Annotated in this window: 25 protein-coding genes; 19 read left to right on the forward strand and 6 right to left on the reverse strand. The window is 64.2% G+C overall.

The annotated features are described in order from the left end of the window. Window positions 1-43: 43 nt before the first annotated feature. From AB7290_RS08325 to AB7290_RS08385, 13 genes are all read left to right on the forward strand, one after another. Entirely contained in the window at window positions 44-1276 is a 1233-nt protein-coding gene (locus AB7290_RS08325; RefSeq protein WP_063981311.1) for a flagellar hook protein FlgE, read from the forward strand. 34 nt (window positions 1277-1310) lie between these two features. Beyond that, a complete protein-coding gene (gene flgK / locus AB7290_RS08330) occupies window positions 1311-2786 on the forward strand; it encodes a flagellar hook-associated protein FlgK (protein WP_085405303.1) in 1476 nt (491 codons plus the stop codon). 3 nt (window positions 2787-2789) lie between these two features. Then, complete coding sequence (locus AB7290_RS08335) at window positions 2790-3836, forward strand: flagellar hook-associated family protein (protein ID WP_085405302.1); 1047 nt, start codon at window positions 2790-2792, stop codon at window positions 3834-3836. Between the two features lie 54 nt (window positions 3837-3890). Further along, window positions 3891-4235 carry a flagellar biosynthesis regulator FlaF gene (gene flaF / locus AB7290_RS08340; protein ID WP_063981314.1) on the forward strand — a complete coding sequence of 115 codons (345 nt, stop codon included), beginning with the start codon at window positions 3891-3893 and terminating at the stop codon, window positions 4233-4235. Continuing rightward, a complete protein-coding gene (gene flbT / locus AB7290_RS08345; protein ID WP_063981315.1) occupies window positions 4235-4654 on the forward strand; it encodes a flagellar biosynthesis repressor FlbT in 420 nt (139 codons plus the stop codon). The genes flaF and flbT overlap by 1 nt, the downstream gene beginning before the upstream one ends. Before the next feature lie 15 nt (window positions 4655-4669). Continuing rightward, on the forward strand, window positions 4670-5089 hold the full coding sequence (flgD, locus tag AB7290_RS08350; protein ID WP_071909979.1) for a flagellar hook assembly protein FlgD: 420 nt from the start codon (window positions 4670-4672) through the stop codon (window positions 5087-5089). Continuing rightward, window positions 5086-5352 (forward strand): flagellar biosynthesis protein FliQ, encoded by a 267-nt coding sequence (gene fliQ, locus AB7290_RS08355; RefSeq protein WP_014492683.1) that lies wholly within the window; start codon window positions 5086-5088, stop codon window positions 5350-5352. Before flgD ends, fliQ begins: the two co-directional genes overlap by 4 nt. Before the next feature lie 76 nt (window positions 5353-5428). Next, window positions 5429-7510: a flagellar biosynthesis protein FlhA gene (gene flhA / locus AB7290_RS08360; protein ID WP_071909981.1), complete on the forward strand. Its 2082-nt coding sequence runs from the start codon at window positions 5429-5431 to the stop codon at window positions 7508-7510. Next, the gene (fliR, locus tag AB7290_RS08365) at window positions 7507-8259 is read left to right on the forward strand and encodes a flagellar biosynthesis protein FliR (protein ID WP_063981318.1); all 753 of its coding nucleotides are present in this window, start codon (window positions 7507-7509) and stop codon (window positions 8257-8259) included. The genes flhA and fliR overlap by 4 nt, the downstream gene beginning before the upstream one ends. Before the next feature lie 5 nt (window positions 8260-8264). Beyond that, a complete protein-coding gene (locus AB7290_RS08370; RefSeq protein WP_085405329.1) occupies window positions 8265-8684 on the forward strand; it encodes a hypothetical protein in 420 nt (139 codons plus the stop codon). Beyond that, window positions 8681-9166 (forward strand): rod-binding protein, encoded by a 486-nt coding sequence (locus AB7290_RS08375; protein WP_085405301.1) that lies wholly within the window; start codon window positions 8681-8683, stop codon window positions 9164-9166. Before AB7290_RS08370 ends, AB7290_RS08375 begins: the two co-directional genes overlap by 4 nt. Window positions 9167-9205: 39 nt before the next feature. Then, window positions 9206-9718, forward strand: a complete 513-nt coding sequence (locus AB7290_RS08380; protein ID WP_063981320.1) for a hypothetical protein — start codon at window positions 9206-9208, stop codon at window positions 9716-9718. Further along, window positions 9715-10173, forward strand: coding sequence for a hypothetical protein (locus AB7290_RS08385; RefSeq protein ID WP_014492689.1), 459 nt, complete (start codon window positions 9715-9717; stop codon window positions 10171-10173). The genes AB7290_RS08380 and AB7290_RS08385 overlap by 4 nt, the downstream gene beginning before the upstream one ends. Before the next feature lie 122 nt (window positions 10174-10295). On the opposite strand, the gene AB7290_RS08390 is transcribed toward AB7290_RS08385, so the two are convergent. Continuing rightward, window positions 10296-11066, reverse strand: coding sequence for a response regulator transcription factor (locus tag AB7290_RS08390; RefSeq protein ID WP_028147148.1), 771 nt, complete (start codon window positions 11064-11066; stop codon window positions 10296-10298). An 817-nt stretch (window positions 11067-11883) separates the two neighbouring features. On the opposite strand from AB7290_RS08390, the gene AB7290_RS08395 reads away from it, so the two are divergent. After that, a complete protein-coding gene (locus AB7290_RS08395; RefSeq protein WP_071909990.1) occupies window positions 11884-12816 on the forward strand; it encodes a hypothetical protein in 933 nt (310 codons plus the stop codon). Window positions 12817-12830: 14 nt separating this feature from the next. Here the strand turns inward: AB7290_RS08395 and AB7290_RS08400 are convergent, their stop codons facing one another. Next, window positions 12831-13412, reverse strand: coding sequence for a MarR family winged helix-turn-helix transcriptional regulator (locus tag AB7290_RS08400; protein ID WP_028147146.1), 582 nt, complete (start codon window positions 13410-13412; stop codon window positions 12831-12833). Window positions 13413-13957: 545 nt separating this feature from the next. Between AB7290_RS08400 and AB7290_RS08405 the strand changes: the two genes are divergently transcribed. Both AB7290_RS08405 and AB7290_RS08410 read left to right on the forward strand, forming a co-directional pair. Continuing rightward, window positions 13958-15184, forward strand: coding sequence for an MFS transporter (locus tag AB7290_RS08405; RefSeq protein WP_244623319.1), 1227 nt, complete (start codon window positions 13958-13960; stop codon window positions 15182-15184). Between the two features lie 101 nt (window positions 15185-15285). Beyond that, entirely contained in the window at window positions 15286-16173 is an 888-nt protein-coding gene (locus AB7290_RS08410; RefSeq protein ID WP_085405299.1) for a dienelactone hydrolase family protein, read from the forward strand. Between the two features lie 58 nt (window positions 16174-16231). On the opposite strand, the gene AB7290_RS08415 is transcribed toward AB7290_RS08410, so the two are convergent. Together AB7290_RS08415 and AB7290_RS08420 are read right to left on the reverse strand one after the other, a co-directional pair. After that, window positions 16232-17500, reverse strand: a complete 1269-nt coding sequence (locus AB7290_RS08415) for a serine hydrolase domain-containing protein (RefSeq protein ID WP_085405298.1) — start codon at window positions 17498-17500, stop codon at window positions 16232-16234. Between the two features lie 121 nt (window positions 17501-17621). Continuing rightward, complete coding sequence (locus AB7290_RS08420) at window positions 17622-18470, reverse strand: NAD-dependent epimerase/dehydratase family protein (protein ID WP_085405297.1); 849 nt, start codon at window positions 18468-18470, stop codon at window positions 17622-17624. Between the two features lie 143 nt (window positions 18471-18613). On the opposite strand from AB7290_RS08420, the gene AB7290_RS08425 reads away from it, so the two are divergent. Then, on the forward strand, window positions 18614-19369 hold the full coding sequence (locus tag AB7290_RS08425; RefSeq protein ID WP_085405296.1) for an HAD family hydrolase: 756 nt from the start codon (window positions 18614-18616) through the stop codon (window positions 19367-19369). Between the two features lie 24 nt (window positions 19370-19393). Here AB7290_RS08425 and AB7290_RS08430 read toward each other — a convergent pair whose 3' ends face one another. Both AB7290_RS08430 and AB7290_RS08435 read right to left on the reverse strand, forming a co-directional pair. Continuing rightward, on the reverse strand, window positions 19394-19801 hold the full coding sequence (locus tag AB7290_RS08430; RefSeq protein ID WP_085405295.1) for a nuclear transport factor 2 family protein: 408 nt from the start codon (window positions 19799-19801) through the stop codon (window positions 19394-19396). A gap of 98 nt (window positions 19802-19899) precedes the next feature. Continuing rightward, window positions 19900-21384 (reverse strand): mannitol dehydrogenase family protein, encoded by a 1485-nt coding sequence (locus AB7290_RS08435; RefSeq protein ID WP_085405328.1) that lies wholly within the window; start codon window positions 21382-21384, stop codon window positions 19900-19902. Window positions 21385-21530: 146 nt separating this feature from the next. Between AB7290_RS08435 and AB7290_RS08440 the strand changes: the two genes are divergently transcribed. After that, a complete protein-coding gene (locus AB7290_RS08440; protein ID WP_135216105.1) occupies window positions 21531-22340 on the forward strand; it encodes a FadR/GntR family transcriptional regulator in 810 nt (269 codons plus the stop codon). An 89-nt stretch (window positions 22341-22429) separates the two neighbouring features. Next, complete coding sequence (locus tag AB7290_RS08445) at window positions 22430-23389, forward strand: sialic acid TRAP transporter substrate-binding protein SiaP (protein ID WP_071917185.1); 960 nt, start codon at window positions 22430-22432, stop codon at window positions 23387-23389. Window positions 23390-23444 lie beyond the last annotated feature (55 nt).

A 23444-nucleotide genomic window follows, 5' to 3' on the forward strand; every position in this document is an offset into this window, starting at 1 on the left:
AGAACCCGCATTGTAGATACAACCTGACAAAGGAGCCTACTTCATGAGCCTGTATGGTGTTATGCGCACCGGCGTTTCCGGAATGAGCGCGCAGTCCAACAAGCTGTCGACGGTTTCGGACAACATCGCGAACGTCAACACGACCGGTTACAAGCGGGCTTCGACGGAATTCTCGTCACTGATCCTGAAGAGCGGCTCCGGCAATTACGACTCCGGCGCCGTCGAGACGACGGTTCGCTACGCCATCAGCGACGCGGGACACACGCAGTTCACCACGTCGACCACGGACCTCGCCGTGCAGGGCAACGGCTTCTTCGTGGTGTCGAACGCCGCCAACACGCAGCAATATCTGACGCGCGCCGGCTCGTTCGTGCCGGACGCCCAGGGCAATCTGGTCAACGCGGCCGGCTACTACCTCCTGGGCCAGCCCGGTAAGGTGACCAATTTCTCGCAGAACAGCCTGTCCGGCATGCAGATCGTCAACATTGCCCAGGTTTCGCAAGTGCCCGTGCCGTCGACGGCGGGAACGCTCACGACCGGCAATCTGGATCCGAAAGCGGCTGTGATCGCCGGTCCGCCCGGGCCGGCGTCATATTCGTCGAAGAGCTCGATCGTGGCCTACAACAATATCGGCCAGGCCGTTACGCTCGACGTCTACATGTCCCACACGGCGACGGCCGCCGGCTCTGACACCTGGCAGCTTCAGGCTTACAACTCCGCGACAGGTGCGTCGGTCGGTGCCGCCACCACTTTCACCTTCGATACGACCGCAGCCGGCAAAGGCACGCTGGCCGCGGCGAGCCCGACGACTCTCGCCCTCACCGTTCCCGGCGGTGCGGCGATGAGCCTGGACCTGTCGAACATGACGCAGGTCGGAACCGACTTCAGCTTCAAGGCGACTGTCAATGGCAGCGTTCCATCGGCCATCGACAAAGTCGATGTCGACGATTCGGGCTTCGTGACGGCGATCCTCAAGAACGGTCAGCAGCTGACGCTCTACACCATCATGCTCGCCGACGTCGCGAGCCCCGACAACCTGACGCCGGAGCCCGGCAACGTCTATTCGACCAACATGAATTCCGGCAACGCGCAGGCCGGGAATGCCGGTACCGGCGGTCTCGGCACTGTCCAGTCGGGCGCGCTGGAGGACTCCAACGTCGACCTCGCGGACGAACTCACCGGGATGATCGAGGCGCAGCGCGGCTTCACTGCGAATTCGAAATCGTTCCAGACCGGCGCCGATCTTCTCGACGTCGTCGTCAACCTGAAGCGCTGAATCCTCAAGCGCTCATTCCGGGCAAGAGCAGATCATGTCCCTTACCGCCGCTCTCGACTCCGCTCGTGCGTCGCTCATGGCGTCGGGTATCCAGTCGTCGACGATCTCGCGCAACATAGCCGGTGCCAGCGCCGCCGGCTATTCGCGCAAGATCGCCGTGCTGGACAATCTCCCCGGGGCCGGCGTCTATGTGGCGGCGATCCAGCGCGCCGCCAGCTCGGGTCTCTATAATAACGTCCTGATCGCGACGTCTGGGTCCGCCAAGCAGAATGCGATCCTGGACGGTCTTCAGAAGATATCGGCCTCGACTGTGGACGATCCCGAACTTGGGCAGTCGCCGGCCGCCCAGCTCAACAAGCTGAAGCAGGCGCTCCAGCAATATGCCAACGCTCCGGACAACACCACGCTGGCGCAGGCGGCGGTCACGTCCGCCAAGGACATGGCGACCGCGCTCAACCAGGCCACCAAGACCGTGCAGACGGTGCGCCAGGGAGCGGACGCCGACATGGCGACTTCGGTCGGGAATATCAATCAGCTCCTGACCCAGTTCGATAAGGTCAACACCGCGATCGTGAAGGGGACGATCGCCGGCGACGACGTCACCGATTATCTCGACCAGCGCGACAACATCGTCTCGAAGATGTCGCAGGAGGTCGGCGTCTCGATGACGCTGCGCGCCAACGGCGACGCGGCGCTCTACACCGACAGCGGTGTCGTGCTGTTCGACAAGACGGCGCGCGCGGTCAGCTTCGCGGCGACCAACATCTATACGCCCGGGACCACCGGGAATGCTGTCTATATCGACGGTGTCCCGGTCACCGGCGCCAATTCCGTGATGCCGATCAAGACCGGCAAGCTCGCTGGCCTCGCCCAATTGCGCGACAACGCCACGGTCACGTATCAGAGCCAGCTCGACGAGGTCGCACGCGGCCTTGTCGAATCCTTCAAGGAGGTCGACCAGTCCGGCGCCGCGCTGCCCGACCGGCCCGGCCTCTTCACCTATCCCGGCTCACCCGCGATGCCCGCAAGCGCGACCGTCTCGGTCGGCCTGGCCGGCTCGATCAGCGTTGCCGCGTCGGTCGACCCGGCCCAGGGCGGCAATCCCAACCTGCTGCGTGATGGCGCGATCAGCGGCAACGTCGCCTACAGATACAACACCACCGGCAATGCCGGCTACTCGACCAGGCTGCAGCAGCTGATCGGCAACATGGATGCGTCGCAGCCGTTCGATGCAACCACGCAAGGCAAGCCGAGCGGCAGCTTGATCGACTTCGCGGCGTCGTCGACGAGCTGGATCGAAAACCAACGCAAGGCCGCGGACGACAGCGCCACCTACCAGAACACGCTGCTCGATCGCAGCACCGCGGCGCTGTCGAACGTCAGCGGCGTCAACATGGACGACGAGATGTCCTTGATGCTTCAGGTCGAACGTACCTATTCGGCGTCGTCGAAGATCATCTCGACCGTCGACCAAATGTTGCAGAGCCTGCTGGCTGCCGTGGGGAATTAAGTCATGATGAGCGCCAACTACATCTCGACCTTGATGCTGTCTTCGTCGTTGAGGTCCTCGATCACGAACAATCAGGCCGCGCTGACCAAGGCCTCGAAGGAAGCCACCACCGGCCGCTTCGCCGATGTTGGCCTCGAGCTTGGTGCCACGACGGGAAGCGACATCACCCTGCGGGCGGACCTGAGCTTCGCCGATCAGCTCGTCGATACCAACGGGCTCGTCTCGGGGCGCCTGGACACGACGCAGAACCGGATCACCCAGCTGGGCGCAACCGCAACCTCTTTCCTCAAGGACCTGATCGCGGCCCGTAGCACCGACGGCGGCGGGCGGATCATCCTGCCGCCTGCGTCCGCCAACCTCCAGGATCTGATCGGCGCGCTGAACGTCTCCTATAATGGCTCGTATCTCTTCTCGGGGGTCAACACGCAGAACACGCCGATCACGGCTTACACCGCGGGTTCGGCCAGCAAGAACCAGGTCGATGCCGATTTCCTTGCGACCTTCGGCTTCTCGCAATCCTCGGCCAGCGTGAGCACCATTACCCCGGCCCAAATGCAGACCTTCCTCAACACCACCTTCGATGCCGAGTTCGCGAGCCCGGCCTGGAACACCAATTGGTCAACGGCCACCGACCAGACCATGCAAAGCCGTATCTCCACGACCGAGATCGCCGATACGTCCGTTAGCGCCAACCAGATCGGCTTCCGTAGGCTCGCCGAGGCCTACACCATGATGGCGGATCTTGGGAACGCGAACCTGAGCCAGGACACGTTCCAGGTCGTCGTGGACAAGGCCATCGGCCTCGTCGGTAACGCCATCACTGACCTCGCTACGCTCGGCGGCGGCGTCGGCACGGTCCAGCAGCGGGTCACCGGCGCCACCGAAAAGCTCAAGACGCAGCAGGACATTCTGAACAATCAGATCGTCAAGATGGAGGCCGTCGACCCGACGGAGGCCTCGGTCCGGGTCAACACCCTGCAGACCCAGATCAAGACGGCGCTGTCGCTGACGTCGCAGCTCCAGCAGATCAGCCTGATCAACTATCTGTGAGCCGGGGTCTGTAACTTTGTCTTGTTGTTCGGTCTCCTGCGCAGAGTGGTTCTGATGACGTTTGAAGCCTATGAAGTGGTCGTCGATGATAGCGCCTCTGAGGCGCGGGGCCGCGAGCGGCAGGCGCTCAGCCTCGGCATCGACCGGCTCGAGCGGGTCCAGGGCGGGCGCTTCAGCTTCGAAGATCTGGTCGAGAGCCTGCTCTACGTGCGGCGGCTGTGGACGATCTTCATCGAGGATCTCGCCCATCCGGAAAACGCACTCCCGGAAAAGCTGCGCGCCGATATCATCTCGATCGGCCTGTGGGTCGTCAAGGAAGCCGATCGGCTTCGCGAGGAGAAGTCGAACGACGTGATGCAGCTCATCGAAATCAACCGCCTGATCCGAGACGCGCTCTGATGAAAATATCCTTGCGGGCGGGTGAGCGGATCTACGTCAACGGCGCAGTGCTGCGCGTGGACCGCAAGGTCTCCGTCGAGCTCGTCAACGACGTGATGTTCCTGCTCGAAGGGCAGGTCATGCAGGCTTCCGACGCCACTACGGCGATGCGGCAGCTCTATTTCATCGTCCAGCTCATGCTGATGAACCCGACGGATATCGGCGCCGCAGTCGCGCTCTACGGGGAGCATCACGCGGCCCTGCTCGCGGTTTGCGAGAGCCGTGAGATGCTCGACGGGCTCGCCACGATCCACGAGCTGGTCCGCACGACCCGCTATTTCGAGGCGCTCAAGCGGATCCGGGGACTGTTCCCGGTAGAGGACGCAATCCTGGCCGGCCTGGCCGGCGTCGCCACCGAGATCCCATTCGAGGCTGCCTGACAGCGGAGAGGCTACATGAACGTCAACAGCGCGACCGACAGCACCAGCAAGTCCAACGCGACCAGTTCCACAAAGAACACGGCGAGCAACACCGTCGACTACAATACCTTTCTTCAGCTCCTCGTCGCCGAGATGAAGAACCAGGATCCCACCAATCCGATGGATACCTCGCAGTACATGAGTCAGTTCGCCCAGCTCTCGACGGTCGAGCAGGCCATGCAGACCAATTCGAAGCTGGATGCGCTGCTGTCGTCGCAGTCGCTGTCGCAGGCCAACGGGCTGATCGGAAAGACCGTCAGCTTCACCGACGCGACCGGCGCAACCTTCAGCGGCAAGGTCGTTTCGATCTCCATCAACAACGACGGCTCCATCGCAACCCTCGAGAACGGCACGAAGGTCGCGGTCGGGCCCGGCCTTACAATCAGCCAGTCATGAACGAGCGGGACGCCCTCGACATCGTCCAGGCGGCGATCTGGACCATCATCGTCGCCTCCGGCCCCGCCGTCGGCGCCGCGATGCTTGTCGGCACCGCCATTGCGCTGATCCAGGCGCTGACCCAGGTCCAGGAGGTGACGCTGACCTTCGTGCCGAAGATCATCGTCATCCTCCTGGTCGTTGCCGTTTCCGGCTCCTTCATCGGTGCCCATCTCTCCACCTTCACCGAGATGGTCTATTCGCGGATCGAGCACGGCTTCTGATCCGCGAGAGCCCGGCCACCACCCTCGCGTAAGCTTTGCACGGCAGATTGCGGGGCGGACCCTCTGCCGGTGACCCATGGCCGATACATTAGCTGCTAGCCTGCCGACCCCGCGACGATTGGGGGCCGACGCCTTTTTCGCGGGCGGTATCGTGGCCATGCTCACGATCCTGTTCCTGCCCATACCGCCGATCCTGATCGACCTCGGCCTCGCCTTCTCGATCGCGCTGTCCGCGCTGATCCTGATGGTCGCGCTGTGGATCCAGCGGCCGCTCGATTTCTCCGCCTTCCCGACCGTGCTGCTGATCGCGACGATCCTGCGGCTGGCGCTCAACGTTGCGACCACCCGTCTGATCCTGTCGCGGGGCGGGGAGGGCGAACAAGCCGCGGGTCACGTCGTTGCCGGCTTCTCGAAGTTCGTCATGGGCGGCGACTTCGTCATCGGTCTGATCATCTTCGCGATCCTGGTGACGGTGAATTTCGTCGTGATCACCAAGGGCGCAACGCGTATCGCCGAAGTCGGTGCCCGCTTCACCCTGGACGCCATCCCGGGCAAGCAGATGGCGATCGACGCCGACCTCTCCGCGGGCCTCATCGACGACAAGGAGGCCCAGCGCCGGCGCCGCGAGCTCGAAGAGGAAAGCGCGTTCTTCGGCGCAATGGACGGTGCTTCGAAATTCGTCCGCGGCGACGCAATCGCCGGCCTGATCATCACGGCGATCAACATCTTCGGCGGCATCATCATCGGCGTGACGCATCACGGGCTGACGCTGTCGCGCGCCGCCGACGTCTACACCAAACTCTCCGTCGGCGACGGTCTGGTAACGCAGATGCCGGCACTGATCGTGTCGCTGTCGGCGGGCCTCCTGGTCTCCAAGGGCGGCACCAGGGGGTCGGCGGAGCAGGCCGTGCTGAGGCAGCTCGGTGGCTACCCGCGCGCGGTGTCGGCGGCGTCGTTGATGATGTTCGTGCTCGCCTTGATGCCTGGGCTACCGATGGCACCCTTCGTGCTGCTCGGCGGTGCCATGGCCTTTGTCGGCTACTCGCTGCCGCGGCGGCAGGCGGCGCGGGAGAAGAAAGAGCATGCGCGCAAGGCCGACGAGCGCGCCCAGGCCGATGCCAAGGAATCCGTCAAGGAATCGCTCAAGACCGCAGAGATCGAGGTGTCGCTCGGCGGCCATCTGTCGGTCCATTTGCTGGGCGCGCGTACCGAGCTTGGGCACCGGGTCAGCAAGCTCCGCAAGAAGTTTGCCAAGCAATACGGCTTCGTCATTCCGGAGATCAAGCTCAGCGACAATCTGTCGATCGATCCCAAGGGATACCAGATCCGGATCCACGACACGCGTATCGCCCATGGCGAGCTGCGGCTCGGCGAGGTGCTGGTGCTCGTCGACAAGGACGGCAAGCCCGACGTGCCCGGCGAAGAGGTGATCGAACCCGCTTTCGGCATGAAGGCGCTGTGGGTGACGGAGGCGTTCACCGACGAGGTCAAGCGTCAGGGCTGCAAGCCGGTCGACAACCTGTCGGTGCTGCTCACGCACTTAAGCGAAGTGCTCAGGGCAAATCTCGCGCAGCTGCTGTCCTACAAGGACATGCGCGGGCTGCTCGACCGTCTCGATCCCGAATACAAGCGCCTGGTCGAGGATCTCTGCCCGTCGCAGATCTCCTATTCGGGCCTGCTGGCGATCCTGAAGATCCTGCTGGCCGAGCGCGTGTCGATCCGCAATCTCCATTTGATCCTGGAGGCCATTGCCGAGATCGCACCCCATGTGCGGCGCTCCGAGCAGGTCGCGGAGCATGTGCGGACCCGACTTGCCCAGCAGATCTGCGGCGACCTTTCCGACAACGGTGTGCTGAACGTCGTCCGCCTTGGCAATCGCTGGGACCTGGCGTTCCACCAGAGCCTGAAGCGCGACGCCAAGGGCGAAGTCTTCGAATTCGACGCCGATCCTCGCCTGATCGAGCAGTTCGCAACCGAAGCTAGCGCCGCGATCCGAAAATTCACCGAGAACGGCACCAGCGTGGTTCTGGCGGTCACCCCGGAAGCCCGCCCCTATGTCCGGATGATCCTGGAGCGGGTGTTCCCGACCTTGCCGGTCCTGTCGCATGTCGAGGTCGCGCGCAGCGCCGAGATCAGGGCGCTGGGAGCCATATCGTGATCAGCGGCCTCGCCGACAGCGTGCTGGTCACGTTCATCGTGTTCTGCCGCATCGGCGCCTGCCTGATGCTCGTGCCCGGCTATTCCAGCGTCAACGTTCCGGCCCAGGTTCGCCTGTTCGTCGCGCTCGTCACGACGTTTGCGCTGACGCCGATCCTGATCTCGGTCCTGAAACCTCTCACCGACAACGCCGCGCCGCTGACGCTTGCGCTTCTGATCTGCTCCGAGCTTGTGGTCGGCAGCGTCATCGGGCTTGGCGGGCGGGTGTTCTTCCTCGCGCTGCAGACCATGGCGACCGTGATGGCGGGCGCGATCGGGCTGAGCAACATCCCGGGAACGCCGGTCGGCGACACCGATCCGGCGCCGGCCCTGGTGCCGCTGATCATGGCAGCCGTCACCACATTGTTCTTCATGACCGACCAGCACTGGCAGGTCCTGCGCGGGCTGATGAACTCCTACGACGTCTGGCAGCCCGGCAACAGGATCGGCGGCAGCATGGCGCTCGAGCAGCTCGTCAGCCGCCTGTCCGAGGCGTTCGTGCTGACGCTGCGGATCACCAGCCCTTTCATCGTCTATTCGGTCATCGTCAATCTCGCGGTCGGCCTGATCAACAAGCTGACGCCGGCGATCCCGGTCTATTTCATCTCGGTGCCCTTCGTGCTGTTCGGCGGCTTCCTGCTGCTCTACCTCACCAGCGACGAGCTCTTGACGCAATTCATGCTCGGCGTCTCGTCGTGGCTGGCGGAGTGATGGTCATGACGTCGCGCGCGGACAAGCTCGGCCGGATGGTCTCGCTCGTGAAGCTTCAGCTCCGGCTGTCCGAATGGCAGCTCGCGCATCTGCGGCAGCAGGAGCGCAGCTTGCAGGACGAGCAGGAATGGCTGGTAGGAACCCTCAACGAGGGCAAACCGCCGGCGGGCTCGTCGAGCGATTCAATCGCGCGGCGCCTGAACAGGACGAGCGCCGGTGCGCGCGCGGTCCAGGCGCAGGCGTCGCAGCAGCTCGACCAGGTCCGCGCGGACACCCGCCGTGTGAAACAGCTCGAGCAGGTCGCGAAGGCCGCGCTCGCAGACAAACTTCGCGACGCGGAGGCGCGCTCGCTCGAAGAGATGACGGGAATACGCCCCGCCGTGCGTGACTGGACGCCACGGCCAGCCAGCCGGAACAAGACATGATCGTGACAGCGACGCCCGACCTCGTTCTCGATGTCCTCGATGCCGCCGACCCCGTGACGCAGCGGGCGGCGACCGCGAAGCTCGATGCACTGAAATCATCGGACGCCGATTTCGCCGCCACCATGGACGCGGAGGTCGGCAAGGCCAAGGCGGCGACTGCCGATCAATCCGCGGCGCAGGCTGCCGAAGCGCAGCAGCCGGGTGTGGTGAACGGGCCGCCGGTGCGGGTGATCAAGGCGCCCGCATCCGGCGAGGTGTACCGGAAGTTCGAGGCGTTCATTCTCCAGACCTTCGTCGAGACGATGCTGCCGAAGGAGTCGGAGGAAGTCTTCGGCAAGGGCACGGCCGGCGGCGTCTGGAAGTCGATGCTGGCGGAGCAGCTTGGTGCTCAGCTGGCAAAGGGCAAGGGCATTGGCATTGCCAAGCAACTCGCCGCTGCGCAACCGGCGGGGCCCGGCGTTACGGAAAAGACCGGATCATGATCCGGGAATGGGTGACAGAAGTTGAGGGGTGAATTTCCTATGCAAGCACAAGAAGGTGCGGCGGTCCTGGTGGTGGAGCAGCCGGTCGTGGACGCCGAGGCGATGACGCTGGAAGCGGCAGAAGGCGATGCGTTCTTGCCTGCGCTGCTGCCGAATCTCGGCGGTGACGTGGTGAACGACGGCACCGACGCGGCGAGATCGGACGAGGTGCGTGGCCTGCTGTCTGCGATCCGCCGGCTCGAGAACATCGTCGAGGAGGAGACGGTCGCGCTCTCGACGGGCAAGAAGATCGATTTCGACGACTTCAGTGCCCGGAAGAGCCGGAGCATGCTCGAATTCGTCCGCTTGATGCGGGCACGGATGCATCTCGGCAACGAGGTCGAGATCACCGAGGAGATCCAGCGGTTGCGCGAGAAGCTCGAGCGAAACCGTTCCATCCTCGAAATGCATTACGATGCGGTGCGTGAGGTCGCGGCCATCATCGTCAAGGCGATCAAGGAAGCCGAGTCGGATGGCACCTATACCGGCCGCACAGCACAGGACGGAAAATGATCAGACTCGTGCTGGCCGGGCTCTGGGTATGCATCCTCACCGCGGGCACGAGCTATGCCGTGGCCTATTGGAAGGAAAACGGCAGCCTGCTGCCGGCGAAGGACGAATATCTCGACGGCCTTCAATACCAGAAGACGCGGGCGCTGAGCGTGCCAATGGTCGAGGGCGGCAGCGTGCAGGGCTACATCGTGGCGCGCTTCGTCTACACCGTTGAGGCGCGGATCATGCACCAGCTCAACGTCCCGCCGGAGCCGTTCGTCGTCGACGAGGCCTTCCGCAGGATCTATGCCGACGACCGCCTCGATTTCAGGAAGCTCGCCCGTTACGACCTTTCCATCCTCACGACGGCCATCAAGCAGCGCGTCAACGAGCGGATGCAGGCCGACGTCGTCCAGGACGTCCTGGTCGAGGACTTCAACTATGTTTCGAAGGAAGAATTCCAGCAGAAGCCGTAGCTGTCGCGGCGCCGGCATCGCGAGATCGCTGCTCCGCCATCTCTGCCGCTGAAAGTGCAACGGCCTCTGCGAAGGGTACTCCGCAGAGGCCGTTGTCGTTTTCGTGGCGGTGCCCTGCCGCGTCAGTTTCCGGCCGGGTACGCCGCCGGGGCGGCATGTGCCCTGTTCAGGAGGATGCCGACCTCGTCGAGTTCCTGCATCGGCACGTCGATGGTCTCGCCGGCAGGGATGTTGAGGCGGTATCCGACGTAGCGCCGGGCCACGATCGCGTCGAAGCCGAGGCGGTCGCGGAGTTTCTTGCGCAGCTTGCTGACGTGGCTCTCGATCACGCTCTCGTCGAAGGTCGACTCGAAGATGCCGTAGACCGCGTTGAAGATCTGCGTCTTGGTGATCCACTTGCCGTGGTTGCTGACCATATACTCGAGAATGCGCAGCTCGCGGCGGGGCAGGGTGAGAGCGTGGCCCGCGATCTCGGGGTCACGTCCGTTGAAGAAGACCTGGATCCTGGTCTCGCAGGGCCTCGGCAGCTCGCCCACCCGGCGGCGCGCGATTGCGGCCGTTCGGGCGAGGATCTCGCGCAGGTGAATCGGTACGTGGACGACGTCGTCGACGCCCGATTCGAACAGCTCAAGCGTGTTCTTGAGCATCTTCTGGCCGCTCATGGCGATGATGGGCGCCGAGGAGCGCTTCCGCATCGCCCGTGGCAGGCTTCCGCGGGCATCGCAGTCCCCGAGGAGAAAGGCGTCGACCGCCGCCAGATCCGGTTCGCTCGCAGATTGCAGCCAGTCCCAGAATTCTCCGGAAGAGAAGCCGATCGACGATACACCTTCGCGAACGAGCCCTCCAACGTAGCTGTTCGTGACGCTCTCGCGATCATCAACGATAATATACATTAGTCTTTCGCCCCTGTTTCGCACTTGTTGCGGCCGGATGGTTGTTGTGATGCCCGGCTCGGCAACCATGCTGTTTGACGATATTTCCATCCCGCGAACCGTTATTATGGTTTCGATATTCGCGGGCAGCCCTACGCATTCAGTGCCTGCGTGTGCAGGCCTGCTACTTCGACTCGATACTGAACGCTTACTGCGTGAGGCTCGGCGGGTGTCTTACGGATCACCTCGCGGAGCGGATTGAGACAGACCTAGAACAGTTGCGCCAACTTGCCGATTGCGTCCGAACGCACCTGAACTGTGTCGATCTCCTCGCCAACTGGCGAGAATCACTTGAGTAGGACCGTAACAATTGCCGATTTCCGATCAAGCGCGCGCAGCAAAGCGGTTGCTATGCGTGTTTGATGCTGTTGATTCGTTTCTGGTTGTTTCTTTGTATGTTCGATCGCATCAGTTGATTTGGTGATCGAACTAGTTTTGCACCGTAGCGTTTCTAAAGTTCCGCATCCCCGCGTAATCACAGCTGTTTTGCGCGGTGCTGCGGGTCATGCGCATAGCGGGGTTTTCAACCCGGGATTGACTCTCCTGCTGGTGTTTCCCCATGCGACAATTCGACTCATGTATGGCGAGGCGACTCCAGCTTGGCGAAATCTTGGCGAGTGTGTGTCTTTCGAGTCGCACTCTCGCCACGTCCATGACGCTTTTGACTCATGCGACGTCGCATCGGGCGCGATGAAAAGTTTTCGCTGCGCACGTTTCAGGCAAGCTTCGGCAAATAACTTCACCGTTCGATAGATCGAACCGAACGGAGCATTTTCACATGTTGTCCGATGGACAAGCTCGTCCCAACGCGACCGCTGATGTTTCCGCGGCGGCGAAGCCGGCTCCGGATGCGCGCGATACAAGCACGACACAGACGGCCAAGCCCGCTGCAAGCGCGAAGCGTGTGTCGGCTGCGGCGAACGACGAGACCCTGGCGAAAGAGGCGCTCGAGGGGCTGAAGCGTATTCGCGCCAAGGCGCGCCTCGACAAGATGGCGATACCGAAGCCTGCGCCGACCGTGATGAAGCCGGCCGTGATCGTGGCCAAGCCGCCGCCGCCGCGTCCGACATGGGTCGCGCCGCTCGCAACACTGGCGGTCGCTGCGATCCTGGTGGTCTGCGCCTGCACCGGCGTGATCGCCTATCTCACCACGCAGCCGGCCCAAAGCAACGTGGCCGCCAATACGGAGATCAGGAATCTGCGCGAGACTGTCGCGCTGCTGCGCAAGCAGGTGTCGGGCGTGTCCGAAAATCTCGACGGCCTGCGCACCGCGGTCGATCAGTCGAGCAAGGCGACCAACGATCGCTTCGGCAGGTTCGCCGAGAATCTGGACCGTATCGAGCGGGTGAGTTCGTCCTCGACGGTGAAGCTGGACAAGCTCGCCCAGGCTCAGGCGCAAGCGCCGGCGCCGGCGGCCGTCGCCTCGCAGCCGCCCTCGCAGACGATGCCGATGATGGCCTCGGTTGCCGCGCCCGAGATCACGGGTTCGGTTCCTCCGTCGGCGCCGCGCAAGGTGGTCAAGGGCTGGTCGGTCCGCCAGGCCTATGAGGGAATTGCGATCCTGCAAGGTCCGAACGGCGTCATCGAGGCCGTGCTTGGACAGCAGGTACCCGGGCTTGGCCGCATCGAAGAGATCAAGAACGAGAACGGCCGTCTGGTCGTGGAGTCCAGCGGCGGCGTCATCTACTCGTCACGCAAGGCGACGCCGTGATCGAGGGCCGCCTCCTATTGGCGATGATGCTCGAAGCTGGTGCATAGCAGATCGATCTCCGCCTCGGCGATCGGCGCGCGAAACAGGCGGCAGCTGAACTCGGCGGCGCCGGGCTTGCCGTCCGTGGCGGTGCGATCTTCGCGCAGGAAGATGCATCGCTTGCAGACGTCGGTATGGTGCCGCTGCTCGGCCGCGTCCGCCTGATCGAGCACGTGCCGGAGCGTGTCGCGAAAGCGGATCTTGGCCTCGTCGTCGAGGACGGCGATCGGTTCGAGGAGAACGCTGATGGGGTCGCGCACCAGGAACTTCTTGCCCTGCTGCGTCACGCTCAGCGTCACCGATCGCTTGTCCGTCGCGGAGCGCTTTCGCTCCAGATATCCGAGCCGCTCGAGTTCGCCGATAATGAAAGAGGCGGTGCCGCGCGTGGTGCCGACGTAGCTCGCGAGCGCCGAGGGCGTCCGCGAGAAACGGTTGGCGCGGGAGAGAAAGCGCAGGGCCATCCATTCGCGGTCGCGCAAGCCATGCTTGGTGCCTTCGAACCACAGGATGCGAGCCATCTGTCCCAACAATTCAATCGCTTCGCGAGCTAAAATCATTTCAGTTCCAGGTCGGACAAGCTTTATTCAATTGAGCCTTTGGTAGCGCAATCTGGGTGGACGAGAATGAAGTTCTCGGGCGATTCTTCCTCCGTTGCCGGATGGAAGGACCGCGCTCGGGAAGTTGCATCCGTTCTGCAGATGGAACTTCCGGCCGTGGAACTAGAGCGTCACACAGAAAGTTCGAGTAAATCGCACGGCTCAACTCTTCTGAAAATTTCAATCAAATCACGAGAGCTTGCGCGTGAATTGACGGTGATGTGCGACGCCTGAGCAACATGATGTGTCATTGTCGCCACTGCGAGGCCCATTTGTTGCGGCCTGGAGTTTCGAATACGCAAAAGGGCGCATCACCGGTAACGCTTGGCGGTGTGGCTGGCCGGGAGAGAACCCTCTCTTTCGGTTAATGGATGTTGCGACGCAATGCAGCCAGACGGTTAAGTCCGGCAAACGAGCGAATCCAGGGAGTCAAAGTGTCGTTGGGAATTGAGCAAGCGGCGCCGTTCAACGTCAAACGAGCAGCATTCGCAGCCACCATCGGCAACATGCTCGAATTCTACGACTTCATTACCTACAGCTTCTTCGCCATCCAGATCGGCCATACCTTCTTCCCGACCGGAAGCGAGTACGGCAGCCTGATGCTGTCGCTGGCGACGTTCGGGGCCGGCTTCGTGACGCGGCCGATCGGCGGGATCGTGCTCGGCATCTATTCCGACCGGATCGGCCGGCGGCCCGCCATGCTGCTGAGCTTTGCGTTGATGGGAGCTGCTATCCTGACCATCGCGCTCACGCCGTCCTATCGCATGATCGGCGTCGCCGCGCCCATCATCGTGATTGCGGCGCGCATGGTGCAGGGCTTCGCCCTCGGCGGCGAGGTCGGACCGACGACCGCCTATCTCCTCGAGATTGCGCCGCCCGAGCATCGGGCGCTGGTCGTGGCATGGCAGCCGGCGAGCCAGGAGATCGCGGCGACCGCCGGCGCGCTGGTCGGTGTCATCCTGAGCACGACCATGGCGCCGGAGATGCTGGACTCCTACGGCTGGCGGGTGGCGTTCCTGATCGGGGCCGTCTGCCTGCCGTTCGGGCTCTGGATGCGGCGGACACTGCCCGAGACGATTCCGCATGCCGATGCCGGTGTCGCAGCGAAAGAGCGCACGGGTCACCTCTCGCAGGTCCGGCGTCACCTCGGCATCATCGCGCTGGCCTTGATGATCCTGGCCAGCGGCACGATCTCGACCTATGTCACGCAATACATGACGACCTATGCGCAGAATACCCTGCACGTGTCGTCGACACTGGCTTTCGCCGTGTCGCTCGTCAGCAACGGCATTCAGTTCGTCGGTGCACTGGCCGGCGGATGGCTCGCCGATCGTCTCGGCCGCAAGCCGATCATGATCTGGCCTCAGCTCGCAACCCTCCTGCTCACCTATCCGACCTTCCTGTGGATCGTCCATGCACCGGGCGCGCTGTCGCTCCTGATCGGCTTCGGCGTGCTATCGATCATCGGCTCGCTGCCGTTCACGGCGTTCTATGCGACCTTCACCGAAGCGCTGCCCCAGAACATCCGCGGAGGCGTGTTCGCGACCGTCTACGCGGTGGCGATCGCGAGCTTCGGAGGTACGGCGCAGCTCGTGGTCACCTGGCTCCTCCACGTCACCGGCAATCCGCTGGCACCGGCCTGGTACCTCCTGCTTGCGGCGATCGTCGGACTTGTCGCAATGAGCCTGATGCCCGAAACGGCGCCGCTGAAAAGACGTCAGGGCTTGGCCTGAACGCGAACATGCTCGCAGGCTGGTGATTTGCGTTTCGCCGGCAATTATCGGCGAATGCGCCGCCTGAGGAATCAGGGCCAAGCATCAGGAAGGATCGACCGATGAGCTTCGAAACCACCATGACATCCGACGTCGTCGGGCTGACGAAAGTCGCCCCGGTCTCGCGCCGCGGATTCATGAGCGCCACCGCGGCCGTCGCTGCCGGCTACACGCTTGCGGCCGGTCCGGTCCGCGCCGAAATCATCACGACAGATACCGGCGGCCTCCAGGCTGGCGACGCCAGGATCAAGGTCGGGTCCGAAGAGATGCCGGCCTATTTCGCGCGCCCGGCCGGCAACACCAAGGCGCCGGTGATCATCGTGGCGATGGAGATTTTCGGCCTGCACGAATACATCAAGGACGTGACACGGCGCCTCGCCAAGCTCGGCGCATTCGCGGTCGCGCCCGACTATTACTTCCGCAAGGGTGTCGACCTCACCAAGGTCACCGACATCAAGGATCTGCTGCCGGTCGTTAATGCCAAGCCGGACGCCGAGCTGCTGTCCGATCTCGATGCGACGGTGGCGTGGGCGGGATCGCAAGGCGGCGACACCACGAAGCTCGGCATCATCGGCTTCTGCCGGGGTGGCCGCAATGTCTGGGAATACGCTGCCCACAGTGGCACCCTCAAGGCCGGTGTCGCGTTCTACGGTGCGCCGGTCGATCCCGCCAATCCGGTGTGGCCGAAGAGTCCGCTTCAGCTCGCCCCCGAGATGAAGGCGCCGGTGCTCGGCCTCTATGGCGGCGCTGATACCGGCATTCCCGTGGCCCAGGTCGAGCAGTTCAAGGCGACGCTCGAGCAGGACAAGAAGATCGCCGAATTCAAGATCTATCCGCAGGCGCCGCACGGCTTCCATGCCGACTATCGCGGCAGCTATCGCAAGGATGCGGCGGAAGACGCCTGGAAGCAGGCCCAGGCCTGGTTCAAGAGGTACGGCGTGTTGAGCTGACGCCAGATTCGCAAAGGGCGGCCTGAGCGGCCGCCCTTTCTATTCCAGCGCGCCGGTCTTACTTCACCATCGCGCCATAGACGATGTCCTGCACCTGCTCGCGATAGTATTTCCTGAGCTCGCCCGGCGCCGCCGTTCCCACCACCACGACGAGACGCTCCTTGGGATCGCAGAAGAACTGCGTCCCGTAGGCGCCATTCCAGGTGAACTCGCCGGGATTGCCGGGGACCGACGACTGCCCTTCGCTGGTCCGGACCGCGACCGCGAGACCAAAGCCGAAGCCGGCGCGATGCGGCTCGATGTTGGCCACATTGTTCTTGATCTCGGGACCGAGGTGGTTGGTCGTCATGTGATGCACGGTCTTCGGGGAAAGAATGCGCTGGCCGTCGAGCTCGCCGCCGTTGAGCAGCATCTGGCCGAAGCGGATGTAATCGCCCATCGTCGCGAATGAGCAGGCGCCGCCGCAATCGAACTTGGTCGGGGTGTCCAGCAGCTTGATGGCTTGCGGCTTGCCGGTCAGCGGATCGTTGGCGAACGGGCGGGCGAGGCGAGGGCGCTGCGCGTCGGTCGGGTGGAAGGTCGCGTCCTTCATGCCGAGCGGCTGCCACACATTGGCGGCGAGATAGTCGCCGAGCCTCTGCTCGCTCACCTTCTCGACGACGGCGCCGAGCACGTCGATCGAAAAACCGTATTCGAACTCGGTCGAGGGCTGATGCGCCAGCGGCAGTTTTGTGATGCGGCCGATGAAGGCCTCAGTGTCGCCTTCCACCGCCGGCGCGACGCCATCGGGGTATTGCCGCGCTACCGGACTCGATGAGTCGGGGCGGCCGCCATACATCAATCCGGACGTATGCCGGTAGAGATCGTGGACGAAGATCGGGGACGCCTGCGGTTCGAGCTTGAGCGAGCCATCGGCCCCGGTCGCGCCGACCTTCATGTCGGCAAAGCCGGGATAGTAGTCGGACAGCTTGGCCTGGAGCGGCAACTGGCCTTTCTCCATCAGCGTCAGGCCGGCGACCGCCGCCATCGGCTTGGTCATCGAGGCCAGCGCGAAGATCGCGTCGACCGGCATCGGCGTGCCCTTGTCCGGATCGAGCATGCCGTAAGCCTTGTAGTGCACGAGCTTGCCGTCCCGCGCCACCGCGACGACGGCGCCGGGAACGCGCTTGGCGGCGATCTCGCGCGCGAAGAAGCTGTCGAGCCGCGCGAGACCCTGCTTCGAGAAACCGGCGTCATCAGGGTTGGCTTCGGGCAGTGGTGCGGCGCGCGCCGCACCGAACGTGATGACGGCAGCCGCCGCCGCGATCATGGCGATCGTCTTGTTCATTGCATCCTCCCAAGGCGAGCTCGTTCTGTGGTGGCTCGCCGAGCGGCTAGATCACGGCTGCGCCTGAGCGAAGTCAAGCGCGGGTGGGGCATGTCTGGGACGCGTCGGAGATAACCGGAACCTATCGCCCTTGCCCGGTGCGCCACAATGCATCCAGGCCATGCCGATAGGTCGGATGGGCAAGCGTGACACCGAGCTCGTGCTTCAGTTTCGCGTTGGAGACCCGGGCACTGCTGGCATAGAAGCTGCGGGCCATCGCCGACATCTTGGCCGTCTCGAACGGCTCTTCGGGCGGCGGCGCAAGGTCCATCAGCTTCGCCGCATAAGCGATCACATCCTGCGGCGGCGCCGGCTCGTCGTCGCAGACGTTCCAGGTGCCGCCGTCACTGTGCTTCACCGCGGCCATGATCGCGCTCGCGATGTCGTCGGCGTGGATGCGGTTGAAGACCTGTCCCGGCTTGACGATGCGCCGGGCCGTCCCCGCCCGCAGCGTCATCAGTGCGTTGCGGCCGGGCCCGTAGATGCCCGCAAGCCGCAGGATCGCGACGTCGCCGCGCGCCGCGGCGGTCCAGGCTTGCTCCGCCGCAACGCGCGTTCGCGTGCGGTCGAGGGTGGCCTGCGGCGGCGTGCTCTCGTCCACCCAGCGGCCTGCGTGATCGCCATAGACGCCGATGGTGGAGAGATAGACGATCTTCCGCCGCCGGCGCGCGAGCGCGTCGCCAAAGGCCGTAGCTGCCGGGTCGCCCGCGCTGCCGGGCGGGATCGATATGAGAAGGACATCGGCGTCGCGGACTCGCTCGACCACCTCGCGGGCCGGACTGCTGCCGGAAAAGGCATGCACCTCGATGCCGGCAAGGTCGTTTCGCTTCCCGGGATCGCGCACGGTGCCGGCGATATGCGAGAATGCGCCGCCGAATTGGCCGACGAAATGCCGGGCACTGTAGCCGAGGCCGAGGATGAAGAGCCGCATGCGCCTGCCGTGCTGGAGTTCCCGCTCGCGCGAGCTGCGCGCCGTTCGCTCATAAGGGATTTTTGGGTCCGGCAAAAGATATTGCAATTTTACTCGCCGGCCAGGGCAGGCGATGCTCGCTTGTCAGGAGGGAGGCCTCGGTCATGCAGGCAGAAGCGCCGGCCGCAGTGCCATGCGGTGCCGCGGAGTTGATCGGGCGCGCCGCCGCGCTGATCTTCGATGTCGACGGCACGCTGGCCGAAACCGAGGAGCTGCATCGGCAGGCCTTCAACCACGCCTTCGTTCGCCACGGTCTCGACTGGCAGTGGGACCGGGCCGTCTACAAGGAGCTGCTGCGTGTCACCGGCGGCAAGGAGCGCATGCGCGCCTTTCACGCGAGGCTGCAGGTCGCGCCGCCATTGCCGGATGCCGATATCGCAGCCCTCCACCGCAGCAAGACCGCGCATTACGCCGAGCTGATCGAAACCGGCTGCTGTCCCTTAAGGCCCGGCGTGGCGGATCTTCTCACTGCCGCGAAGGCCCGCGGCCAGCGGCTCGCGATCGCGACCACCACCTCGCACGGCAATATCGATGCGCTGCTGTCGCAAGCGCTGGGAACGCGCTGGGCGGCGGATTTTGATGCGGTCGTCGCCGGCGACGATGTCCGCCACAAGAAGCCGGCGCCGGATGTCTATCTGGAAACCCTGGCGCGGCTGAAGCTGGGCGCAGCCGACTGCGTCGCGATCGAGGATTCCCGCAACGGTCTGATCGCGGCCTCGCGGGCGAACATTCCGGTGCTCATCACCAGAAGCATGTTCTTTCGGGACGATGATTTCAGTGCGGCGCAGGTCGTGCTGGACGATTTGTCGGAATTCGGGGGCTCAAGACAAAAAACTGAAAAACAACCCCATGCACAGTAGTAAGCGCCGGCCGGCTCGCGGCGGTCAGTGGACGCGGTGGCTCGTTCTATCGTCTTCAGTCTGCTCGACAATCTGCGCGATTGGGCTCGACTGGTGGTGCACCAGCCGCCAGCCGTCGCCGACACGCCGAAAATGGTTGGCAGCGGCCAAAGCGGTGCCGTCGACGATCTCGATGCAGAGCACGCGCGCGCTGTCGCCGTCGACGATCGCCTGCGGTTCGGCGCAAACGATCTGCGGCCGCTCCGGATTTTGCAGGATGTCGCGCCAGCTGCCGATCACCGTGGCCCGGCCGATGATGGCCGGCCAGCCGGGATGGATGCAGGAAATGGCGTCGTCATCCGCCCACATCCGCTCCATTTCGTCGAAGTCGCCCGTTGAAAAGGCGGCGTAGAAGGCCGCGTTCGCGGCGATGACCTTTTTGTCCTTTGCCATGCCTCTCGGGTGGGGCAATGGCAGGCAAAAATCAAGCGCGACTTCCGTCCGACTTTGCGTTCGATTTGGACCGCAGTGCAGCATTGCCTGCTTTGTGGTCACGCCGAGACAAGTGTCTCCACCGCCCGCCGCGCGCCGTCCTTATAGAGACGGCTGAGCGCCATGGTCACGGCCTCGCGCAGGCGCGGCTCAGTGCCCAGCGGTCCGAACACTTTCTCGACCCCGAGCAATGCCTGCGCAAGCCGTTCAGCGACGGGACCCGCCTCGCGCGCCAGCGCGGCGAACTCGGCGGCGAGCGGATCGCGAACGTCGATGGCGCGGCCCTGCTCGTCGCGTGCGGTGACGTAACGCATCCAGCCGGCCACCGCGAGCGCATGCGTCGCGATCGGCAGGTCTTTGCGCAGGCGATCCTGCATCGCGCCGAGCAGGCGCTGCGGAAGCTTTTGCGAGCCGTCCATCGCGATCTGCCAGGTACGGTGATGCAGCGCGGGGTTGGCGAAGCGCTTGAGCAGCGAGGCGCGATAGGCGGCGAGATCGGTGCCAACAGGCATCGTCAGCGTCACCGCGGCCTCTTCCATCACCTGCGCGGCGAGACGGGCGAAATGCGGATCCAGCATGGTGTCGGCGATGGTCTCGTAGCCCGCGAGATAACCGAGATAGGCCAGCGCCGAATGGCTGGCGTTGAGCAGCCGCAGCTTCATCAGCTCGAACGGCTTGACGTCGGTGACGAGCTCGACACCGGCGGCGGCGAAATCGGGCCGCCCCGCCGTGAAGCGGTCCTCGACCACCCATTGCGTGAACGGCTCGGTCATCACAGGCCAGGCGTCGCGCATGCCGAGCGCGTTCGAGATCGCATCCCGGTCGGCGTCCGTCGTCTCCGGCACGATGCGGTCGACCATGGTCGACGGGAAGGCGGTGCTATCGGCGATCCACTTGCCGAGGTCCTTCGACCGGAGCGCGGCGAACTGCGTCACGATCCGCTGCACGGTGTGGCCGTTGGCGGCGAGATTGTCGCAGCAGAGCACGGTGAAGGGCGCCAGCCCCTGTGCGCGCCGGCGCGCCAGTGCGGCCACGATGAAGCCGGGCGCCGAGCGCGGCGCGTCAAAATTGTTGAGATCGTGCACGACATCCGGATGCCGCTCGTCGAGATCGCCGGTCTGCGGCGTGTGGCAATAGCCCTTTTCGGTGACCGTCAGCGAGACGATGCGAATGGCGGGATCGGCCATCCGATCGACCAGTGCTGCCGGCTTCTCGCGCGCGACGACGCTGTCGAGCAGCGCGCCGATGACGCGGTGTTCGGTGCCTTCGGCGGCACGTACGGCCACAGTGTAGAGATGATCCTGCGGGGCGAGGGCGTCGCGCGTATCCGGGCTGCGCAGGCTCGCGCCGACGATACCCCAGGACGAGTTGCCTGCGGCAAGGCAGTCGTCGATGACGACGGCTTGGTGCGCGCGATGAAAGGCGCCCAGGCCCAGATGCACGATGCCGGGCGTAACGCGCGAGCGGTCATAGGCCGGGCGGCGGATGGCGGACGGCAGCCGGTCGAGATTGGCGCGGCCAAGACGCGTTGAACTATGGCGCATGGTCGTCTCTCCCTGTGTTTGGCCGCTGCTTGACATGGCGCCTGTCCTCGGTCAATGCTCCGGTCAATTGGTAAGACCAATTTTCCAAAATTGGCGGGCCGCCGGGACGCGATGCTTCCCGGCGAGACCCTTTCGGGGAGGCCAGCGTGCCGCTGGAAGCTGTGGAGGCGAGACGGCTTTACCGCCAGGTCGCCGATCAATTGCGAAGCCTGATCGACAGCGGCGAGTACGCGGTCGGCAGCCGCTTGCCGACCGAGCGCGAACTCGCCGAACAGCTCAGGATCTCGCGGCCGACGGTGCGCGAGGCCCTGATCGCGCTCGAGGTCGAGGGCCGCGTCCGCATCCGCGTCGGCTCCGGCATCTATGTGACCGAGCCGGCGGACGCCGCGCCTGCGCTTCCGGCCGCCGGCATCGAAGGCCCGTTCGAGCTCTTGCGCGCCCGCGAATTCCTGGAAAGCGCGATCGCCGAGCAGGCCGCGCGCGTGGCGACCAAGGACGATATCGACCGCATCAATGCGTCGCTTGTCGCCATGGAGAATGTCGAGCATCCCGGCGAGGCCTCGATGGTGCACGATCGTGCCTTCCACGTCGCGATCGCCGGCAGTCTCGGCAATGCCGTGCTGGTGCGCGTGGTCGGCGAGCTGTTCGACCAGCGCCTCAATCCCTATTTCGCGCAGCTTGCGCATTACTTCGAAAGCCCGGGCACCTGGCGCACCGCGCTCGACGAGCATTGCGCCGTGCGTGACGCGATTGCGGCGCATGATCCGGACGCCGCGCGCGAGGCCATGCGCAAGCATCTAGCGCGCTCGCAGGAGCGCTTTGCGCAGAACTTTGGTGCCGAGACCGCCGCGGGATCGCCCGCGGAGCGAGGCCGGGTCGCGCGCACGCCGGCGAAACCGGCAAAACCAAAACGCGCGAAGACGCAGGCCAAAAGCGGCAGCGTGCGGCGACGATGAGATTGGGCGGCTCGTCCCGGGTTTGGGGCGGGCAAACAAGAAGCAGACTTTAGTCAGTGGAGGATAAGTCAGTGTTGAAGAAGATGACGATGGTGCTGGCGACTTCGGTCGCGGCAATGTTCGCGGCGACCAATCCCGGCATGGCGCAGACCAAGCTCAAATGGGCCCATGTCTACGAGACCTCGGAGCCGTTCCACACCGCCTCGGTCTGGGCCGCGCAGGAGATCGGCAAGCGCACCAACGGGCGCTATACCGTCGACGTCTATCCGGCGTCGCAGCTCGGCAAGGAAGCCGACATCAACCAGGGCCTCTCGCTCGGCTCGGTCGACATCATCATCTCCGGTTCGAGCTTCGCGGCCAAGAGCTTCCCGCCGATCGGCGTGACCTACTATCCCTACACCTTCCGCGACGCCGACCATCTCCTTGCCTACACCAAGAGCGACATCTTCAAGGAGCTCGCCAAGGGCTATGAGGACAAGAGCGGCCACCACATCGTCGCGGTCACCTATTACGGCGTGCGCCAGACCTCGTCGAACAAGCCGATCAAGACCTGCGCCGATCTCAAGGGCCTGAAGATGCGCGTGCCCGACGTTCCGGCCTATCTCGCCATGCCGCGCGCCTGCGGCGCCAACACCGCGCCGATCGCGTTCGCCGAAGTCTATCTCGCGCTTCAGAACGGCACCGTCGAGGCGCAGGAGAACCCGCTGACCACGATCGAGGCCAAGAAGTTCTACGAAGTGCAGAAACATATCGTGCTGACCGGCCACATCGTCGACCACCTCAACACGGTGGTGGCGGGCGCGCTCTGGAAGAAGCTCAGCGACGAGGACAAGAAGATCTTCACCGACGTCGCCCAGGAGGCGGCTGCGAAAGCGACCGCTGAGATCAAGCAGAACGAGGCCAAGCTGGTTTCCTTCTTCAAGGAGAAGGGACTGACCGTGACCGAGGTCGACAAGAACGAGTTCCGCGACATCGTGCTGAAGAACGTTGCGTTCGAGACCTTCGGTTATCGCAAGGCCGACTGGGAACGCATTCAGGCGGTGAAATAACCGAGACCCTCATGGTGAGGAGCGCGAAGCGCGCTCCGGACGATGCTTCGCATCG

The sequence above is a fragment of the Bradyrhizobium sp. 613_E4_N2_2 genome (assembly GCF_052075995.1).
In the GTDB taxonomy this organism is placed as follows: Bacteria; Pseudomonadota; Alphaproteobacteria; order Rhizobiales; family Xanthobacteraceae; genus Bradyrhizobium; species Bradyrhizobium barranii.

Excerpts from the sequence above, each read along its gene's own strand:
- AB7290_RS08325 (WP_063981311.1), top strand. The coding sequence starts at position 44 with ATGAGCCTGTATGGTGTTATGCGCACCGGCGTTTCCGGAATGAGCGCG.
- flgK (WP_085405303.1), top strand. The coding sequence starts at position 1,311 with ATGTCCCTTACCGCCGCTCTCGACTCCGCTCGTGCGTCGCTCATGGCG.
- AB7290_RS08335 (WP_085405302.1), top strand. The coding sequence starts at position 2,790 with ATGATGAGCGCCAACTACATCTCGACCTTGATGCTGTCTTCGTCGTTG.
- flaF (WP_063981314.1), top strand. The coding sequence starts at position 3,891 with ATGACGTTTGAAGCCTATGAAGTGGTCGTCGATGATAGCGCCTCTGAG.
- flbT (WP_063981315.1), top strand. The coding sequence starts at position 4,235 with ATGAAAATATCCTTGCGGGCGGGTGAGCGGATCTACGTCAACGGCGCA.
- flgD (WP_071909979.1), top strand. The coding sequence starts at position 4,670 with ATGAACGTCAACAGCGCGACCGACAGCACCAGCAAGTCCAACGCGACC.
- fliQ (WP_014492683.1), top strand. The coding sequence starts at position 5,086 with ATGAACGAGCGGGACGCCCTCGACATCGTCCAGGCGGCGATCTGGACC.
- flhA (WP_071909981.1), top strand. The coding sequence starts at position 5,429 with ATGGCCGATACATTAGCTGCTAGCCTGCCGACCCCGCGACGATTGGGG.
- AB7290_RS08370 (WP_085405329.1), top strand. The coding sequence starts at position 8,265 with ATGACGTCGCGCGCGGACAAGCTCGGCCGGATGGTCTCGCTCGTGAAG.
- AB7290_RS08375 (WP_085405301.1), top strand. The coding sequence starts at position 8,681 with ATGATCGTGACAGCGACGCCCGACCTCGTTCTCGATGTCCTCGATGCC.
- AB7290_RS08380 (WP_063981320.1), top strand. The coding sequence starts at position 9,206 with ATGCAAGCACAAGAAGGTGCGGCGGTCCTGGTGGTGGAGCAGCCGGTC.
- AB7290_RS08385 (WP_014492689.1), top strand. The coding sequence starts at position 9,715 with ATGATCAGACTCGTGCTGGCCGGGCTCTGGGTATGCATCCTCACCGCG.
- AB7290_RS08390 (WP_028147148.1), bottom strand. The coding sequence starts at position 11,066 with ATGTATATTATCGTTGATGATCGCGAGAGCGTCACGAACAGCTACGTT.
- AB7290_RS08395 (WP_071909990.1), top strand. The coding sequence starts at position 11,884 with ATGTTGTCCGATGGACAAGCTCGTCCCAACGCGACCGCTGATGTTTCC.
- AB7290_RS08400 (WP_028147146.1), bottom strand. The coding sequence starts at position 13,412 with ATGATTTTAGCTCGCGAAGCGATTGAATTGTTGGGACAGATGGCTCGC.
- AB7290_RS08405 (WP_244623319.1), top strand. The coding sequence starts at position 13,958 with ATGCTCGAATTCTACGACTTCATTACCTACAGCTTCTTCGCCATCCAG.
- AB7290_RS08410 (WP_085405299.1), top strand. The coding sequence starts at position 15,286 with ATGAGCTTCGAAACCACCATGACATCCGACGTCGTCGGGCTGACGAAA.
- AB7290_RS08415 (WP_085405298.1), bottom strand. The coding sequence starts at position 17,500 with ATGAACAAGACGATCGCCATGATCGCGGCGGCGGCTGCCGTCATCACG.
- AB7290_RS08420 (WP_085405297.1), bottom strand. The coding sequence starts at position 18,470 with ATGCGGCTCTTCATCCTCGGCCTCGGCTACAGTGCCCGGCATTTCGTC.
- AB7290_RS08425 (WP_085405296.1), top strand. The coding sequence starts at position 18,614 with ATGCAGGCAGAAGCGCCGGCCGCAGTGCCATGCGGTGCCGCGGAGTTG.
- AB7290_RS08430 (WP_085405295.1), bottom strand. The coding sequence starts at position 19,801 with ATGGCAAAGGACAAAAAGGTCATCGCCGCGAACGCGGCCTTCTACGCC.
- AB7290_RS08435 (WP_085405328.1), bottom strand. The coding sequence starts at position 21,384 with ATGCGCCATAGTTCAACGCGTCTTGGCCGCGCCAATCTCGACCGGCTG.
- AB7290_RS08445 (WP_071917185.1), top strand. The coding sequence starts at position 22,430 with ATGGTGCTGGCGACTTCGGTCGCGGCAATGTTCGCGGCGACCAATCCC.